Consider the following 14,953-nt stretch of genomic DNA (forward strand, 5'->3'; position numbering starts at 1 on the left):
CCGGCCGCACCTCGTCCTCGTAGCCGTACATCACCGCGCAGACGAGGGCGCGGACGTCGCCGGGCTGGGGGATGTAGGCCTCGTCGTCGCGGCGCAGGTAGGCCACCTTCCACTCGTCGAACAGCACGGCGCCGGCGAACGTCGCGACCCCCGCCCGGGCGAGCGCCCCGACGCAGCGGTAGGCGTCGTCGTAGTTGTCGAACGCCCAGAACGGCGAGAGCTCGGCCTCCGGCTTCGGGTAGAGCTTGAGGGTCGCCTCCGTGGCGATGCCGAGCGTGCCCTGGTGGCCCATGAAGAGGTGCTTGAGCTGGTAGCCGCTCGAGGACTTGCTGACCTTGTGGCCGATGCCGTCGCCGACGTGCATGACCTCGCCGGTGGGCAGCACGTGGTCGAAGCTGAGCACCAGGTCGCGGGTGTGGCCGTAGCGCGCCCCGATCAGCGACCACCCGCTGGTGCCGATCCGGCCACCAACCAGGGAGCAGGGGTACGACGCGGGGTTGTCGGGGTAGAACAGCCCGTGCCGCGCCAGCTCCTCGTTGAGCTTGAGCATGTTGATGCCGGTGCCGACGGTGGCGGTGCGGTTGTCGAGGTCGATCTCCTTGACCTGGTTCATCCGCTTGACGTCGATCACGATCCCGCCGCGCAGCGGCACGGCGCCGTCGGTGAGTCCGGTGCCGCCGTCGCGGGGCACCACCGGCACCCGGAGGTCGTTGGCGACGCGGACCACGCCGGCGACCTGCTCGGTGCTGGTGGGCAGCACCGCCAGGTCGGGCATCCGCTCCGCCCAGCGGTGGACGGGGAACGGCGCCGGCACCCGGGCACGGTTGAGGCGGTCGGCCTTGGAGGTGAGGATCTGGTCGTCGGCGAGGACCGTGCGCAGGGCGGCGACCACCTCGTCGAGGCGCTCGACCTGGATCGTCATGACGCACCGCCGTGGGTCGTGCCTCCCACCTCGATGCCGAGCGAGGCGGCGAGCAGCTCGTGGATGTCGACCACGTCGATCGACCGGCTCTCGCCGGCGGCCGACAGCGGCCGCTCCGACCACGGGCACGCGCTCACCAGCGTGTCGACGCCGAGGCCGGCCGCCTTCTCCAGCCGGTTGGCCGAGATCCGCTCGGTCAGCTCCGGCTTCTCGATCGGAAGCCCGCCGCCGCCGCCCGAGCAGTAGGACCACTGGGTCACCCGGTCGACGTCGTTGAAGGTCAGCCCCGGGATCGCGCGGAGGATCTCACGCGGCTCCTTCCAGATCCCCTTCCGCTTGTTGAGCCGGCACGGGTCGTGGTAGGTGACGGTGCGCTCGACGGGGACCGACGGCGTGAGCCGCCCCTCCCTGATCAGCTGCGCGAACAGCTCGACGACCAGCACGACCTCGATGTCGTACTCCGCGCCGAAGTACCGCGGGTAGTCCTCGGTGAAGGAGATGTAGTCGTGCGGGTCGAGCACCAGCACCCGCCGGGTGCCGGTCGAGCGCCAGTTGTCGAGGTTGTGCCGGGCGAACCGCTTCGCCTGGTCGACGTACCCCATCTCGGCGGCCGGGCCGCCGCAGCACCACTGCTCGCCCATCAGCCCGAACTCGACGCCCGCCATGGTGAGGACCTGCGCGACCGCGCGCGGCACCGACGTGCGGTAGAACGCCGCCTCGCAGTCGACGAACAGGACGGTCTCGCCGCCGATCGGCAGGTCGAGGCCGGCGCTCCAGTCACGCACGTGCTCCTGGCTGACCGGCGTGTCACCGAGCACCGGCTCGTGGGTGAGCTCGTCGGTGCGGGCGTTCCAGGTGCGCCAGCCCTCCTGGTGCACGCCCTGCTCGACCGCGAGCGCCCGGACCGCCTTGACCACGTCGACGGTGCGGGTGCGGAACCGGTAGAAGTCGCCGGTGAACAGGGTGTTGGGACACCGCAGCTCGCAGGCGCCGCACTGGGTGCAGTTGACGTAGTCGGCCGCGACGTCGGCGACGGAGACCTCGCCCTTCTCCATCGCCACGACGTTGGCGTGGAAGGCGGTCGGCGCCCACGACTCGTTGCGGGTGACCTGCATGACCGGGCACACCTCGCGGCAGAACTTGTGGCCGGAGGAGAAGCAGTTGTACGCCGCGTTGCGCCACTCCGCGGCGAACTCATGCTCCGGCGTCGCGGCCGCGGGTGGTCCGCCGTTGGTCGGCGGGCCGCCGTCGGTGGCGCCCGTCGACGAGCGCGAGCCGTCGACGAGCGGCAGCGGCTGCCCCACGATCGTGTCGACGTACTGCGACAGCTCCTCGGGGTTGTCGCGCATCCCCGGGGTGAACGGCGCCGCCAGGGCGTCCGGGCCGCTGGAGCCGTCCCGCCCGCTCTCGGTCTGGGTCATCTGCGTACCTCCGCCTGCGTGAGCCAGGTCACGTTCGCGGCCTAAACCTATGGGACTGCATGTTTACTCGCAAGCCCTCCGTGACCACCTCCGGTCGCGGTCCGGCTGCACTACGATCGGCACCCCGGGCGCCCTCCGCACCGGGTCCCGCGAGCGCGAGGAGGTGGCCGTGCGACTGCTCTCCGGCGACGCCCGCGACGCGCTCCTCACCCCGCTGGGCGACGCCGGGCGGAGCGAGGAGGTCGCCCGCCGCCTCGGCAGCGCGATCGCCCTCGGACTGATCGAGGACGGGGAGCAGCTGCCGTCGGAGTCGCAGCTGGCCGCGACCCTGAACGTCTCGACGGTGACGCTGCGCGACGCCCTCGCCGACCTGCGCCAGCGGGGCCTGGTGGAGACCCGTCGCGGGCGCGGCGGGGGCAGCTTCGTCCGGATGTCGCAGGCGGCGCTGGCCGCGCTGTCGCGCGAGCGGCTGGGCGAGATCGGCGTGAGCGACCTGCGCGAGCTCGGCGACCTGCACGCCATGGCCGCCGGCACCGCGGCCCGGCTCGCCGCCGAACGGGCCTCGGCCACCGAGCTCGCCCGGCTCCGCGACCTGGCCGCGCGGATGGGCGACGCGCGGGACGCCACCGACCTCCACCGGCTGGAGGGCCGGTACTACATCGAGATGGCCGCGGCGGCGCAGTCGGCGCGCCTCACGCGGCTCGAGATCGAGATCCAGGGCGACCTGGCCCAGGTGATGTGGCGCCTGCGCCCCGACCGGTCGGCCGGCTCCGTGGCGGCCGAGCGGGCAGCCGTCGTCGAGGCGGTGGCCCGGCACGACGGCGACCGCGCCCGGGCGCTGACCGAGGCCCAGGTCGCCGAGGACACCCGCCTCCTGATCGAGGACCACATCACGATGACCCGGTCGACCGCGAGCTGAGGAGTGCCCATGACGACGACGCAGGCGCCCGACCCGGCCCTCGCCATCAGCGAGGCGATCGAGGGGATCTTCGCGACCGTGGCCGAGGTCCGGCGGGTCACGCTCGCGCGGCACGCGGCGGCCACCGCCGCCGGCCGGCGGTTCGCCGACGAGGACGTGCGCGCGCTCGCGCCGGCGTACGTCGACCTGCTGCGGGCCCCGGGCGAGGTCGCCGTCGGCCTCGGCATCATCCTCGAGCCCGGCACCCTGGCCGACCACCCGCTGCGGCTCGAGTGGTGGCAGTGGTCGCCCCAGCGCGACGCTCCCGTCCCCCTCGAGGTCGACCTGCACCCCGACAGCGTCGGCTTCTACGACTACGCGGCGGCGGAGTGGTTCGCCGTCCCCCGCCGCACCCGCAGCCGGCACGTCGCCGGCCCCTACGTCGACGTGCACGGCACCGACGGCTACATGCTGACGTTCACCCTCCCGATGGAGGTCGACGGCCGCTTCCTCGGCGTCGCCGGCGCCGACGTCCTGGTCACCCGGTTCGAGTCGGTGGTGCTCGGCCGGCTCGGCAGCCACGCCGTCCTCGCCAACGAGGAGGGCCGGGTCGTCGTCTCGACCTCGAGCCGCTGGATCACCGGGTGCCTTCTCCCGGACGACGAACTCCCTCCCGCCGTGCCGCTCCCCCGGCTCCCGTGGGCGTTGGTCGAGGCGCCCGCCTGACGCGGGCCGGCGTCTCCGGCCGCTCGGGCCCAGCGCTCACCCCTCGGTGTGCGGCAGCTCGCCCCCCAGCGCGTCCTGCGGCTCGCCCTCCTCGGCGGTCTCCGGCGGTCCCTCGGTCTGCGCCTCCGCCTCGTCGGTGGCCGCCATGATCCGGGTGATCGCGGCGCGGTCGGCGGCCGACGGCTGCCCCCACCCCGGCTCGTAGCCGTAGACGTCGGCCAGCAGCCGACCGTCGGCGAGCGTGTCGAGCACCTCGACCGACTCCGGCCCGATCAGGCCCGGGTGGGCGACCCCGCAGGTCTCGGCGATCTTGAGCAGGTCGCGACGGAGCGTGCGCACGTAGCTGGCGACCCGGTCGCCCTTGGTCACCGGGTCGAGGCCGCGGGTGAGCCACGGGTTCTGGGTGGCCACGCCGGTCGGGCAGCCGCCGGTGTGGCACCGCTGGGCCTGGATGCAGCCGGCGGCGAGCATCGCCTCGCGGCCGACGTTGACGAGGTCGGCGCCGAGCGCGAACGCGACGACGGCGTTGTCGGGCAGGCCGAGCTTGCCGGCCCCGACGAACACCACGTCCTCAGCGAGCCCGCGCCGCGCGAACTCGGCGTACACCCGGGCGAAGCCGAGGCGGAAGGGCAGCGAGACCGCGTCGGTGAAGATCAGCGGCGACGCGCCGGTGCCGCCCTCGCCGCCGTCGATGTCGACGAAGTCGACGCCGCGGTCGCCCCGCGCCATCAGGTCGGTGAGCTCGTGCCAGAAGCCGAGGTCGCCGACCGCCGACTTGATGCCCACCGGCAGCCCGGTCTCCGCGGCGAGCATCTCCACGAAGTCGAGCAGCGAGTCGACGTCGTGGAACTCCGCGTGCCGCGACGGGCTCAGGCAGTCCTGGCCCATCGGGACGCCGCGGGTCTCGGCGATCTCGCGGGAGACCTTCGCCGCCGGGAGCACGCCGCCGAGCCCCGGCTTCGCGCCTTGGCTGAGCTTGATCTCCAGCGCTCGCACGGGGGCCCGCTCGACGAGCTCCTTCAGCCGCGGGAGGCTGAACCGGCCGTGCTCGTCGCGGCAGCCGAAGTAGGCGGTGCCGATCTGGAAGACCAGCTCGCCGCCGGAGCGGTGGTACGGCGACACGGCGCCCTCGCCGGTGTTGTGCAGGCACCCGGCAGCGGCGGCGCCCCGGTTGAGTGCCTCGATCGCCGGCCCCGACAGCGAGCCGAAGCTCATGCCGGAGATGTTGACGACCGAGGCCGGCCGGAAGGCGTGCCGGCGGCCGCGCGCACCGCCGAGCAACTTCGCCGCCGGCAGCCGGGCCTCCTGGCCCACGGCGCCGTGGGTCGGGTGCTCCTCGCCGAAGGTCCGGTGGTGCACGATCACGTTGCCGGAGGAGTGCTCCAGGTCGTTGTCGGTGCCGAAGCCGAAGTAGTTGTTCTGCAGCTTCGCCGACGCGTAGACCCACCGGCGCTGGTCGCGGCTGAACGGCCGCTCCTCGTCGTTGCCCGCCACGATGTACTGCCGCAGCTCCGGCCCCACCGACTCGAGCAGGAAGCGGGCGTGCCCCACGACGGGGAAGTTGCGCAGGATGGCGTGGTCACGCTGCACCAGGTCGCGCACCGCGACCGCTCCCACCGCCGCCAGCGGCCCCAGCACCCAACGCCTCTTCACGGGGGGCCGGTACCCACCGCCGGGCGACCTACAGCACCGACCCCCGGTGCCGGTCGGGCCGGTTGACGCGGACCGGCCCGGGTACCGCCCCCGCAACGTTCGTCGACCGGAAGGAGCGCTGCCATGGGCGGCTCGGGCCTCGCCCTCATCCCGGTGCTGATCATCGTCGCGATCGCGCTGTGGCTCCTCTTCAGCGGGGTCGTCTTCGCCGGCGGCAGCCGGACCGGTCGCAGCGGGAAGGTGCTGCGGCCCGACCCCGCCCACGAGCTGCGCTACCAGGTGCCCGAGGGCCAGGACCCGGTCGTGGTGCTGACCGCCCTGCACCAGCGCGGGTACGACGCCGTGCTCGAGGAGCCCGAGGGGCGGCGGATCATCGACGTGACCTGCCCCGAGGACAAGGACCACGACCGCGAGGACGTCCGGCACGTGATCGCCGGTGCCGGCACCACCCTCGACGAGAAGGACCGGACGGGTCTTCCCCAGCAGGTGCGGTTCCTCGACGAGCAGGCCGCCTGACCACCCGCCCGTCGCCGGCGCGTCGCCGCGCCCCGCGCCCGGGCGTCCCCTGTCCCCCGATCGGAGACCGACATGCAACCACCGGAGAACCGGACCCGACGCCTCGCCACGGGGCTCGGCTGGACCAGCCTCGCCCTCGGCGCGGCACCGCTGCTCGCCCCGCAGGCCGTCGCCCGGATGGCGGGCGTCGACGACGACCCCCGGTCGACACTCGTGATCCGCGCGGTCGGCGCCCGCGAGCTGGTGCACGCCGCCGCGCTGCTGGGCGGCCCCGCGGGGGCCGTCTGGACCCGGGTCGGCGGCGACGCCCTCGACCTCGCCGTGCTGGCCTCGGCCGCCCGCTCCCGCCACGGCGACCGCCGTACGCGGGTGATGACGACGCTCGGCGTCGTCGCCGGGATCACCGCGGTCGACCTCTACGCCGCCGCGCGCACCCGACGCGCGCAGCACGGTGGCGACCGGCCCGGCCCGCTCGAGCTCTCGGCGTCGGTCACCGTCAACCGGAGCCAGGAGGACGTCTACGCCTTCTGGCGGTCGCTGGAGAACCTGCCGCGGTTCATGCTGCACCTGCAGTCCGTCGAGGACCTGGGCGGCGGCCGCTCCCGGTGGCGCGCCAACGCCCCGCTGCGCCGGCGCAGCGTCGAGTGGGACGCCGAGATCACCAGCGAGGAGCCGGGCAAGCGGCTGGCCTGGAAGTCGCTCCCGGGCGCCGACGTCGCCAACGCCGGCACGGTGCACTTCGGGCCGACACCCGACGGCCGGAGCACCGAGGTGAAGGTCGTGCTGCACTACGACGTCCCGGGCGGGCGGGTCGGCCGCGCCGTGGCCCGGCTGCTCGGCGAGAACCCGGTCCAGCAGGTGCGCGACGACCTGCGCCGGTTCAAGCAGGTGATGGAGACCGGCGACGTCGTGCGCACCGAGGCGCTGCCCCAGGGCACCGACGCCCGCCACCAGGTGCTCCAGCGACCCGGCCACGCACTGAAGGGAGGCGCCCGGTGAAGGCGGTCTGCTTCGAGGGACCCACCAAGGTCGGCGTCCACGACGTTCCCGACCCGCAGATCCTCAACGACCGGGACGCGATCGTCCGCGTCACCAGCACGGCGATCTGCGGCTCCGACCTCCACCTCTACGACGGCTACGTGCCGATGGTCGAGCCCGGCGACATCTTCGGCCACGAGTTCATGGGCGAGGTCGTCGAGCTGGGCTCCGCAGTGACGAACCTGCAGGTCGGCGACCGGGTCGTCGTGCCGTTCCCGATCGCGTGCGGCGGCTGCCGCTCGTGCGAGCGCGGCCTCTGGTCCCTGTGCGAGAACTCCAACCCCAACGCCGGCCTCGCCGAGAAGCTCATGGGCCACTCGCCGGCCGGGCTGTTCGGCTACTCGCACCTGCTCGGCGGCTACCCCGGCGGACAGGCCGAGTACGTGCGGGTCCCGTTCGCCGACGTCGGCCCGATGAAGATCGACGACGACCTGACCGACGAGCAGGTGCTGTTCCTGACCGACGTGCTCCCGACCGGCTACATGGCCGCCGAGATGTGCGGCATCGAGCCCGGCGACGTCGTCGCGGTGTGGGGTGCGGGCCCGGTCGGCCAGTTCGCCGCCGTCAGCGCGCGGCTGCTCGGCGCGTCCGACGTCATCGTCGTCGACCGGGTGCCCGAGCGGCTGGCGATGGCGGAGGACAAGGCCGGCGCGACCACGGTGAACTTCGAGGAGACCAACGTCCTCCTCGAGCTGCGCGAGCTCACCGCCGGCCGCGGCCCCGACCACTGCATCGAGGCGGTCGGCATGGAGGCCCACGGCGACTTCACCGCCGTCCACCTCTACGACAAGGCCAAGCAGCTGATGAAGCTGCAGACCGAGCGGCCGCAGGCCATCCGGGAGGCGATCCTCGCCTGCGGCAACGGCGGCACCGTCTCGATGGTCGGCGTCTACGGCGGGATGGTCGACAAGTTCCCGCTGGGCTCGGTGATGAACCGGTCGCTGACGATCCGGACCGGGCAGACCCACGTCCACCGCTACCTGCGGCCGCTGCTCGAGCACGTCCGCAACGGCGACATCGACCCGACGTACATCATCAGCCACCGGATGCCGCTGACCGAGGCGCCCGAGGCCTACGACATGTTCAAGCACAAGTCCGACGAGTGCACGAAGGTGGTCCTCACGCCCTGACCGCGGGGCTGGGTCCGGACCGCTCGGCGCCGGGGGTTGTCGGCCCTTCCCCCGGGTTGTCGGCCTCTGCAATGACCGACAACCCGCCTCCTCAGACGTGGCCGGCCAGCTGCGCCATCCGCGCCTCGAGCGCGGCGAGGTAGGCGTCGCGCTGCTTCGGCGTGACCGGGCTGCCCGCGGCGAGGTGGCTGCAGACGGGCAGCACGTCGACGGAGAGCTTGGCGCCGCCGGCGAGGGCGCGGAGCTCGTCGAGCCGGTCGCCGAACGGCGTGCCGCTGCCCGGCGAGTAGGAGCGCACGACCTCCTCGACCTGGTCGGGGTAGAGGTCGACCTTGGTCACCACGACGACCAGCCAGGTCGGGGTGCCGCGGCGGACGGCCATCGAGGCGATCCGGTGCGCGGTGACCGTCCAGTCCTCCAGCTCGCGAGCGAGCTGCTCCTCCCGCGCGACCTCGACCGTGCCCGTCGTACCCGCGGGGCGGCGCCCGGTCGCGTGCCCGTTGGCCACCACGTGCAGCACGCCGTCGACCGGGTCGTCGTGGAACACCTCGTCGAGCGCGCCGAGGCGGGTGGCGGCGTTCTCGCCCGGCACGACGCGGAACCGGAAGCCGCGCAGCCGGCGGCTGCGGCGGGTTCGCCGCTCCATCACCGCCGAGCCGGCGTCGGGGACGCCGTCGGAGCGCGCCCGCCCGCTGAGGTGGTCGACGAGCTCGCTCTTGCCGACGCCCGTCATGCCGGTGACGGCCACCGTCGGGTAGCGGTGCTGGAACACGCCGGTGAGGCGCTCGCGGCCGCGGCCGAACGCGGCGGGCACGGCGCGCAGGCCGGTACGCCGTGGTCGCAGGTCGGTCATGCACGCTCCCGTGGTCCGCGGTCGGCTTGCTGCGCCGAACGTACCCGACCGCCCCGCGGCGCGCCGTGTGCCGTCGCCCGGCCCTGGGTACCGGCCACGGCGAGGAGGACGTGACGCACGTCACGGCGCCTGCCGTCGACTCCTTGCCGCGCGTCACGCAGCACCATGACCACGACCCGCGAACCGCGGCCGGCCCCGGGCCGTCGCACCGACGTCGACAAGGCGTTCCTCGACAACGCGACCTACCGCTCGCTCGGGGAGCAGCGGCTCAGCCCGCAGGAGGAGCGGTTCGAGAAGGCCCGCCGCACGAGCGGGCTGGTGCTCGCGCCGCTCGTGACCGTGACGGCCCTGCTCGTCCCGTTCGACCTCCCCGACGACCAGCACGCGCTGGCGGCCGTCCTGCTCGGCGTGGTCGTGCTGTGGGTGACCGAGCCGGTGCCGATCCCCGTCGGCGGCTTCATCGGCGTCGGCGCGGTCGTGCTGCTCGGCGTCGTCAGCGCCGACGAGGCGCTGGCCCCCTTCGGGTCGTCGACCGTCTTCACCTTCATCGGCGCCTTCATCCTCGCCCAGGCGATGCTCAAGCACGGGCTGGCGAAACGGTTCGCCATGTTCATCCTCGGCCTGCCCGGGGTCGGCCGCTCCACGTTCCGCGTGGTCATCGCGTTCGGAGTGATCACCTGCCTGCTGTCGGCGTTCGTCTCCAACACCGCCACCGTGGCGATGCTGCTGCCGACCGCCATCGGGCTGTTGGCGGTGATCGCCAAGCTGATGCAGGCCCGCGGCGTCGTCGAGGAGGACTTCGACCCCCTCCGGTTGCGCGTCGGCGTCGCCCTCATGCTGATGCTGGCCTACGGCGCCAGCGTCGGCGGGCTGCTGACGCCGGTCGGGTCGCCGCCGAACCTGATCGGCCGCGAGCTGATCGAGGAGGCCACCGGCGAGACGATCACCTTCCTCGACTGGATGCTCACCGCGGCGCCGATCTGCGCGCTGATGTTCGTGGCGCTCGCGATCGTGCTGCTCGCCCTCAACCGGCCGGAGATCCGGCGGCTCGAGGGGGTCGAGGAGTGGGTCGCCGACGAGCGCCGCGAGCTCGGCTCGTTCTCGGTCGCCGAGCGCAACACCCTGGTCGCGTTCGTCGTGACGGTCGTGCTGTGGATCACCCCCGGCGTCGTCGCGCTCGTCGCCGGCGCCGAGTCGTCGGCGTACACCACCGTCAGCGAGCGGCTGGACGAGGGCGTGGTCGCCGTGCTCGGCGCGTCGCTGCTGTTCCTGCTCCCCACCGACTGGGGCAGCCGCGAGTTCACCCTGCGTTGGAGCGACGCCGCCCGGATCGACTGGGGCACCGTGGTGCTCTTCGGCACCGGCATCATCTTCGGCTCGCTGCTCGAGAGCACCGGTCTCGCCGAGACCATCGGCAACGGCTCCTACGACGCGCTCGGGCTGTCGAGCACGTTCGCGATCACGGTGTTCGCCGTCGTGCTGGCGATCGTCATCTCGGAGACGACGAGCAACACCGCGTCGGCCTCGGTCGTGGTGCCGATCATCATCCCGATCGCGGTGGCCGCCGGGGTGGACCCGTTCGTGCCGGCGCTCGCAGCGACGTTCGCCGCGTCGTTCGGCTTCATGCTCCCGGTGTCGACCCCGCAGAACGCCGTCGTCTACGGGTCGGGCGTCGTGCCGATCACGAAGATGATCCGCTCGGGCATCTCCTTCGACGTCCTCGGCGCGATCCTGATCGTCCTGCTCCTGCCGCTGCTGGTGTCGCTGGTCGGGATCGGGTGACCGACTGGCCCGCGTCCGCCCCGGGTACCGGCCGGCCATGACCGGTCACCACCCCCGCCAGGCCGTCGTCACCGGGAGCGACTCCGGGATCGGCGCGGCGACCGCCCTCCTGCTCGCCGCCGAGGGGTACGACGTCGGGCTGACCTGCCACGAGGACACCGCCGGCGTCCGCGCCACCGCCGCGGCGGTCGAGGAGCGCGGGCAGCGGGCCGTGGTGGAGGTGTTCGACGCGTCGCGGCCCGACGCCGGTGCCACCGTCGACCGGCTCGCCGAGCAGCTGGGTGGCCTCGGCGTGCTCGTCAACGTCGCGGGCACCGGCCACACCGACCGCGTCGTCGACCTGCCCTACGAGCGCTGGCGGCAGGTGCTCGCCACCGACCTCGACGGCCCGTTCCTCTGCGCCCAGCGCGCCGCCCGGATCATGATCGCCGGCGGCCACCCCGGCCGGATCGTCAACGTCACCAGCGTCCACGAGCACCTGCCGCGGCTCGGCACCGCCGCCTACTGCAGCGCGAAGGCGGGGCTCGGCATGCTGACGAAGGTGCTGGCCCTCGAGCTGGCCGAGCACGGCATCACCGTCAACGCGGTCGCGCCCGGCGAGATCGCCACGCCGATGACCGGGATCGCCGAGGAGGACGCCTACCGCGAGGAGCGGCCGGGCAACCCGGTCGGCCACGTCGGGCACGTCAACGAGGTTGCGTCGGTGATCGGGTTCCTGGTGTCGCCGCGGGCGTCGTACGTCACGGGCGCGTCGTACGTCGTCGACGGCGGGCTCTCCCTGATGGCCGCCCACGGCCACGACTCCGCTACGGGGTGGCGGAGCCTGTCCTGACGTCCGGCTCGAGCACCGCTCCCGGGCCGTCCGCGACGGTCTCGGAGCGGTCGGTGACGGCGGCGGCGAGCGCCACCTTGCCGAGGGCGTCGTAGAGCCGGTCGGGCAGCACCGTGCAGCCGATCCGCGCGGCGAGGTGGAACGCGCGCGGCAGCGGATCTCCGAACGGGCGACGCCGGCGGCCGTCGAGGAAGTCGAGGACGTCGCGGGCGACCGTCGCCACGTCGCTCGCCGGCGGCGGCGGCCGCAGCGGGTGGCCGACGTAGTTGGCCGCGCGCTGGTAGATCGGGGTGTCGACGCCGGCGGGCGCGGCGTAGCCGACCCGGATGCCCGGCAGGTCGCGGTTCTCCGCCTGGAGGACGCGGACCAGGGCGCGGACGCCCCACTTGCTCACGACGTACGGCGCGGCGTACGGAGAGACGATGTGGCCGAGCAGCGAGCCGAAGAGGACCAGGGAGCCCTCGCCCCGCGCGCGCAGCACCGGGAGAGTGGCCCGGGCGACGTTCGCCGAGCCGAGCAGGTTGGTGCGCACCACCCGCTCGAACACCTCGGCCGGCACGTCGGTCAGCCGCCCGAACGCGAACACGCCGGCGGCGTTGACGACGGCGTCGAGGCGGCCGTGGCGGCCGACGACGTCGGACACCGCGGCCGCGACCGCCTCGTGGTCACCGACGTCGCACGGCAGCACCTGCGCCGAGGCGGCGCCGGCGTCCACGCAGCGCGCCGCGGCCTCCTCGAGGCCGCTGCGGCCGCGGGCCAGGAGCTGCACGTGCGCGCCCCGCTCCGCCGCCATCCGGGCGACCTCGAGGCCGATGCCGCTGGAGGCACCGGTGACCAGCACGACGTCGTCGGAGGAGATCACTCGTCCGCGGTACCCACGCCCGGACCGGGCACACGAGCGCCGAGCGCGCGAGCCCGGCGTACGGCGGGGCGCGGCTCGTATGCCGCGTCCGTGGGCGGGGTACCGGCCCGGGGCCACGACCCGATCGAGGAGGCCCTGCATGCAGCCGTCGGAGCGCGCCGACCGATGAGCGTCCACCGCCGCACCGTCCACGCCAGCGTCGACCGCGTCTGGAGCGTCCTCGCCGACGGCTGGCTCTACCCGCTGTTCGTGGTGGGGGCCTCCCGGATGCGCGACGTCGACCCCAGCTGGCCCGCCCCGGGCAGCGCCCTGCACCACTCCGTCGGCAGCTGGCCGCTGCTCATCGACGACAGCACCTCCGTCGTCGAGAGCGACCCGCCGACCCGGATCCGGCTGCGGGCCCGTGCCTGGCCGGCGGGTGAGGCGGACGTGACCTTCCACCTGCAGCCGCGCGGGGTGGACACCGAGGTGGTCATCGAGGAGGACGCCGCCTCCGGGCCGGCGGTCCTCGTCCCGCGCCCGCTGCGGGCCCCGCTGCTCGACTGGCGCAACAGCGAGACGCTGCGGCGCCTGGCCTACGTCGTGGAGGGTCGCACCGACTGATGTCCGTGACGCCGGACGCCGTCGTCGTCGGCGCGGGGCCCAACGGCCTGGTGGCCGCCAACTGGCTGGCCGACCAGGGCTGGTCGGTGCTCGTGCTCGAGGCGCAGCCGGAGGTCGGCGGCGCGGTGCGCAGCGACCGCGAGCTCGACCCGGCGTTCGTCCACGACACGTTCAGCGCGTTCTACCCGCTCGGGGCGGCGTCGCCGGCGCTGCGGGCGCTCGAGCTGGAGCGGCACGGGCTGCGGTGGCGGCACGCCCCGGCGGTGGTGGGGCACCGGTGGCGCGAGGGCTGGGCGCTGCTCCACCGCGACCGCGACCGCACGGCCGCCGGCCTGGAGGCCGCCCACCCGGGCGACGGGGAGGCGTGGCTCGAGCTCGTGCGCTCGTGGGACGCCTACGGCGGCCGGGTCACCGACGCCCTGATGTCGCCGTTCCCGCCGGTGCGCGCCGGCGTCCGGGCCCTGCCCGGGGTGGCCCGGACCGGCGGGCTCGACCTCGTGCGCACGCTGCTCGGCCCGGTGCTCGACCTCGGGCGCGAGCGGTTCGGGGGCGAGGGCCCGCGGCTGCTGCTCGCCGGCAACGCGGCGCACTCCGACATCCCGCTGGGCTCGCCCGGGTCGGCGCTGCTCGGGCTGATGCTGACGATGCTCGGCCAGACGGTCGGCTTCCCCGTGCCCGAGGGCGGGGCCGGGCGGCTGAGCGAGGCGCTCGCCCGCCGCCTCCGCGAGCGGGGCGGCGAGATCCGTTGCGGCTGCGAGGTCGTGGGGATCGACGTGACCGACGGACGCGCCAGCGGGGTGCGGACCGCGGACGGCGAGCGGGTCGCCGTACGCCGCGCCGTGCTGGCCGACGTGGCGGCGCCGGCGCTCTTCGGGCGGCTGCTGGCCCCGTCGGACGTGCCGCGGCGGGTGCGCCAGGAGATGCGTCGCTTCCGGGCCGACCCCGGCACCGTGAAGGTCGACTGGGCGCTCTCAGGACCGGTCCCGTGGTCGGACCCGCCGGCCGCGCCGCCCGGAACGGTGCACCTCGCCGACTCGGTCGCCGAGCTCAACCGCGCGCAGGACCAGCTCAACGCAGGCGTCATCCCCGACCGGCCGTTCGTGCTCGTCGGGCAGATGTCGACCACCGACCCGTCCCGCTCCACCGTCGGCACCGAGTCGATGTGGGCCTACACCCACGTGCCGCAGCCCGAGGCGCTGGTCGAGGACGCCGGCGGGACGGTCGCCGGACGGTGGGACCACGACGACCTGGAGCGGTTCGCCGACCGGGTGCAGGAGCGCATCGAGCGGCAGGCGCCCGGGTTCGGGTCGCTGGTCACCGCCCGCCGGGTGCTCGGCCCGGTCGAGCTCGAGGCCCGCGACGCCAACCTGGTCGGCGGCGCCGTGAACGGCGGCACCGCGCAGCTCCAGCAGCAGCTCGTCTTCCGGCCGGTCCCCGCCCTGCGCGGCCGCCCGGAGACCGGGATCCGCGGCCTCTACCTCGCCTCCGCCTCCGCGCACCCCGGCGGCGGCGTCCACGGCGCCTGCGGCCGCAACGCGGCCCGCGCCGCCCTCTTCCACGCCCGCGTCCACGAGACCGTCGCCACCGGCAAGTCCCTCCTCCGCCGCCGCTGACGTCGAATCGGGCCTCGTGGCGGGTCGAATCGGGCCTCGTGGCGGGTCGAATCGGGCCTCGTGGCGGGTCGAATCGGGCCTCGTGGCGGGTCGAATCGGGCCTC

At 74.3% G+C, this 14,953-nt stretch carries 14 protein-coding genes; 9 read left to right on the plus strand and 5 right to left on the minus strand.

Annotation, left to right across the window (positions count from 1 at the left end; translation table 11 throughout):
- A partial coding sequence (locus MF406_RS18445; RefSeq protein WP_242898031.1) for an FAD-binding oxidoreductase occupies window positions 1–922 on the minus strand: 922 nt, incomplete at its 3' end.
- Complete coding sequence (locus tag MF406_RS18450) at window positions 919–2,343, minus strand: (Fe-S)-binding protein (protein ID WP_242898032.1); 1,425 nt, start codon at window positions 2,341–2,343, stop codon at window positions 919–921. The genes MF406_RS18445 and MF406_RS18450, both read right to left, overlap by 4 nt.
- Before the next feature lie 169 nt (window positions 2,344–2,512).
- On the opposite strand from MF406_RS18450, the gene MF406_RS18455 reads away from it, so the two are divergent.
- Both MF406_RS18455 and MF406_RS18460 read left to right on the plus strand, forming a co-directional pair.
- Window positions 2,513–3,262: a FadR/GntR family transcriptional regulator gene (locus tag MF406_RS18455; protein ID WP_242898033.1), complete on the plus strand. Its 750-nt coding sequence runs from the start codon at window positions 2,513–2,515 to the stop codon at window positions 3,260–3,262.
- Between the two features lie 9 nt (window positions 3,263–3,271).
- Complete coding sequence (locus tag MF406_RS18460; protein ID WP_242898034.1) at window positions 3,272–3,967, plus strand: cache domain-containing protein; 696 nt, start codon at window positions 3,272–3,274, stop codon at window positions 3,965–3,967.
- 36 nt (window positions 3,968–4,003) lie between these two features.
- On the opposite strand, the gene MF406_RS18465 is transcribed toward MF406_RS18460, so the two are convergent.
- The gene (locus MF406_RS18465; RefSeq protein ID WP_242898035.1) at window positions 4,004–5,620 is read right to left on the minus strand and encodes an FMN-binding glutamate synthase family protein; all 1,617 of its coding nucleotides are present in this window, start codon (window positions 5,618–5,620) and stop codon (window positions 4,004–4,006) included.
- A gap of 123 nt (window positions 5,621–5,743) precedes the next feature.
- Between MF406_RS18465 and MF406_RS18470 the strand changes: the two genes are divergently transcribed.
- The 3 genes from MF406_RS18470 to MF406_RS18480 all read left to right on the plus strand — a co-directional run bounded on the left by MF406_RS18470 (window position 5,744) and on the right by MF406_RS18480 (window position 8,304).
- The gene (locus tag MF406_RS18470; protein ID WP_242898036.1) at window positions 5,744–6,136 is read left to right on the plus strand and encodes a hypothetical protein; all 393 of its coding nucleotides are present in this window, start codon (window positions 5,744–5,746) and stop codon (window positions 6,134–6,136) included.
- 72 nt (window positions 6,137–6,208) lie between these two features.
- Window positions 6,209–7,135, plus strand: coding sequence for an SRPBCC family protein (locus MF406_RS18475; RefSeq protein ID WP_242898037.1), 927 nt, complete (start codon window positions 6,209–6,211; stop codon window positions 7,133–7,135).
- Window positions 7,132–8,304 carry a zinc-dependent alcohol dehydrogenase gene (locus MF406_RS18480; RefSeq protein ID WP_242898038.1) on the plus strand — a complete coding sequence of 391 codons (1,173 nt, stop codon included), beginning with the start codon at window positions 7,132–7,134 and terminating at the stop codon, window positions 8,302–8,304. Before MF406_RS18475 ends, MF406_RS18480 begins: the two co-directional genes overlap by 4 nt.
- A 91-nt stretch (window positions 8,305–8,395) precedes the next feature.
- On the opposite strand, the gene MF406_RS18485 is transcribed toward MF406_RS18480, so the two are convergent.
- On the minus strand, window positions 8,396–9,157 hold the full coding sequence (locus MF406_RS18485) for a GTPase domain-containing protein (protein WP_242898039.1): 762 nt from the start codon (window positions 9,155–9,157) through the stop codon (window positions 8,396–8,398).
- 165 nt (window positions 9,158–9,322) lie between these two features.
- Between MF406_RS18485 and MF406_RS18490 the strand changes: the two genes are divergently transcribed.
- Both MF406_RS18490 and MF406_RS18495 read left to right on the plus strand, forming a co-directional pair.
- Window positions 9,323–10,939 (plus strand): DASS family sodium-coupled anion symporter, encoded by a 1,617-nt coding sequence (locus tag MF406_RS18490; protein ID WP_242898040.1) that lies wholly within the window; start codon window positions 9,323–9,325, stop codon window positions 10,937–10,939.
- Window positions 10,940–10,976: 37 nt separating this feature from the next.
- The gene (locus MF406_RS18495; protein WP_242898041.1) at window positions 10,977–11,771 is read left to right on the plus strand and encodes an SDR family oxidoreductase; all 795 of its coding nucleotides are present in this window, start codon (window positions 10,977–10,979) and stop codon (window positions 11,769–11,771) included.
- On the opposite strand, the gene MF406_RS18500 is transcribed toward MF406_RS18495, so the two are convergent.
- On the minus strand, window positions 11,746–12,633 hold the full coding sequence (locus tag MF406_RS18500; protein ID WP_242898042.1) for an SDR family oxidoreductase: 888 nt from the start codon (window positions 12,631–12,633) through the stop codon (window positions 11,746–11,748). The genes MF406_RS18495 and MF406_RS18500 overlap by 26 nt on opposite strands.
- A 165-nt stretch (window positions 12,634–12,798) precedes the next feature.
- Here MF406_RS18500 and MF406_RS18505 point away from each other — a divergent pair, with 165 nt between their 5' ends.
- Window positions 12,799–13,236 carry an SRPBCC family protein gene (locus MF406_RS18505; RefSeq protein ID WP_242898043.1) on the plus strand — a complete coding sequence of 146 codons (438 nt, stop codon included), beginning with the start codon at window positions 12,799–12,801 and terminating at the stop codon, window positions 13,234–13,236.
- Window positions 13,236–14,849: an NAD(P)/FAD-dependent oxidoreductase gene (locus MF406_RS18510; protein WP_242898044.1), complete on the plus strand. Its 1,614-nt coding sequence runs from the start codon at window positions 13,236–13,238 to the stop codon at window positions 14,847–14,849. The genes MF406_RS18505 and MF406_RS18510 overlap by 1 nt, the downstream gene beginning before the upstream one ends.
- Window positions 14,850–14,953 lie beyond the last annotated feature (104 nt).

The organism is Georgenia sp. TF02-10 (genome assembly GCF_022759505.1).
Taxonomy (GTDB): Bacteria; Actinomycetota; Actinomycetes; order Actinomycetales; family Actinomycetaceae; genus TF02-10.

Excerpts from the sequence above, each read along its gene's own strand:
- MF406_RS18470 (WP_242898036.1), top strand. The coding sequence starts at position 5,744 with ATGGGCGGCTCGGGCCTCGCCCTCATCCCGGTGCTGATCATCGTCGCG.
- MF406_RS18510 (WP_242898044.1), top strand. The coding sequence starts at position 13,236 with ATGTCCGTGACGCCGGACGCCGTCGTCGTCGGCGCGGGGCCCAACGGC.
- MF406_RS18495 (WP_242898041.1), top strand. The coding sequence starts at position 10,977 with ATGACCGGTCACCACCCCCGCCAGGCCGTCGTCACCGGGAGCGACTCC.
- MF406_RS18490 (WP_242898040.1), top strand. The coding sequence starts at position 9,323 with ATGACCACGACCCGCGAACCGCGGCCGGCCCCGGGCCGTCGCACCGAC.
- MF406_RS18505 (WP_242898043.1), top strand. The coding sequence starts at position 12,799 with ATGAGCGTCCACCGCCGCACCGTCCACGCCAGCGTCGACCGCGTCTGG.
- MF406_RS18460 (WP_242898034.1), top strand. The coding sequence starts at position 3,272 with ATGACGACGACGCAGGCGCCCGACCCGGCCCTCGCCATCAGCGAGGCG.
- MF406_RS18475 (WP_242898037.1), top strand. The coding sequence starts at position 6,209 with ATGCAACCACCGGAGAACCGGACCCGACGCCTCGCCACGGGGCTCGGC.
- MF406_RS18450 (WP_242898032.1), bottom strand. The coding sequence starts at position 2,343 with ATGACCCAGACCGAGAGCGGGCGGGACGGCTCCAGCGGCCCGGACGCC.
- MF406_RS18485 (WP_242898039.1), bottom strand. The coding sequence starts at position 9,157 with ATGACCGACCTGCGACCACGGCGTACCGGCCTGCGCGCCGTGCCCGCC.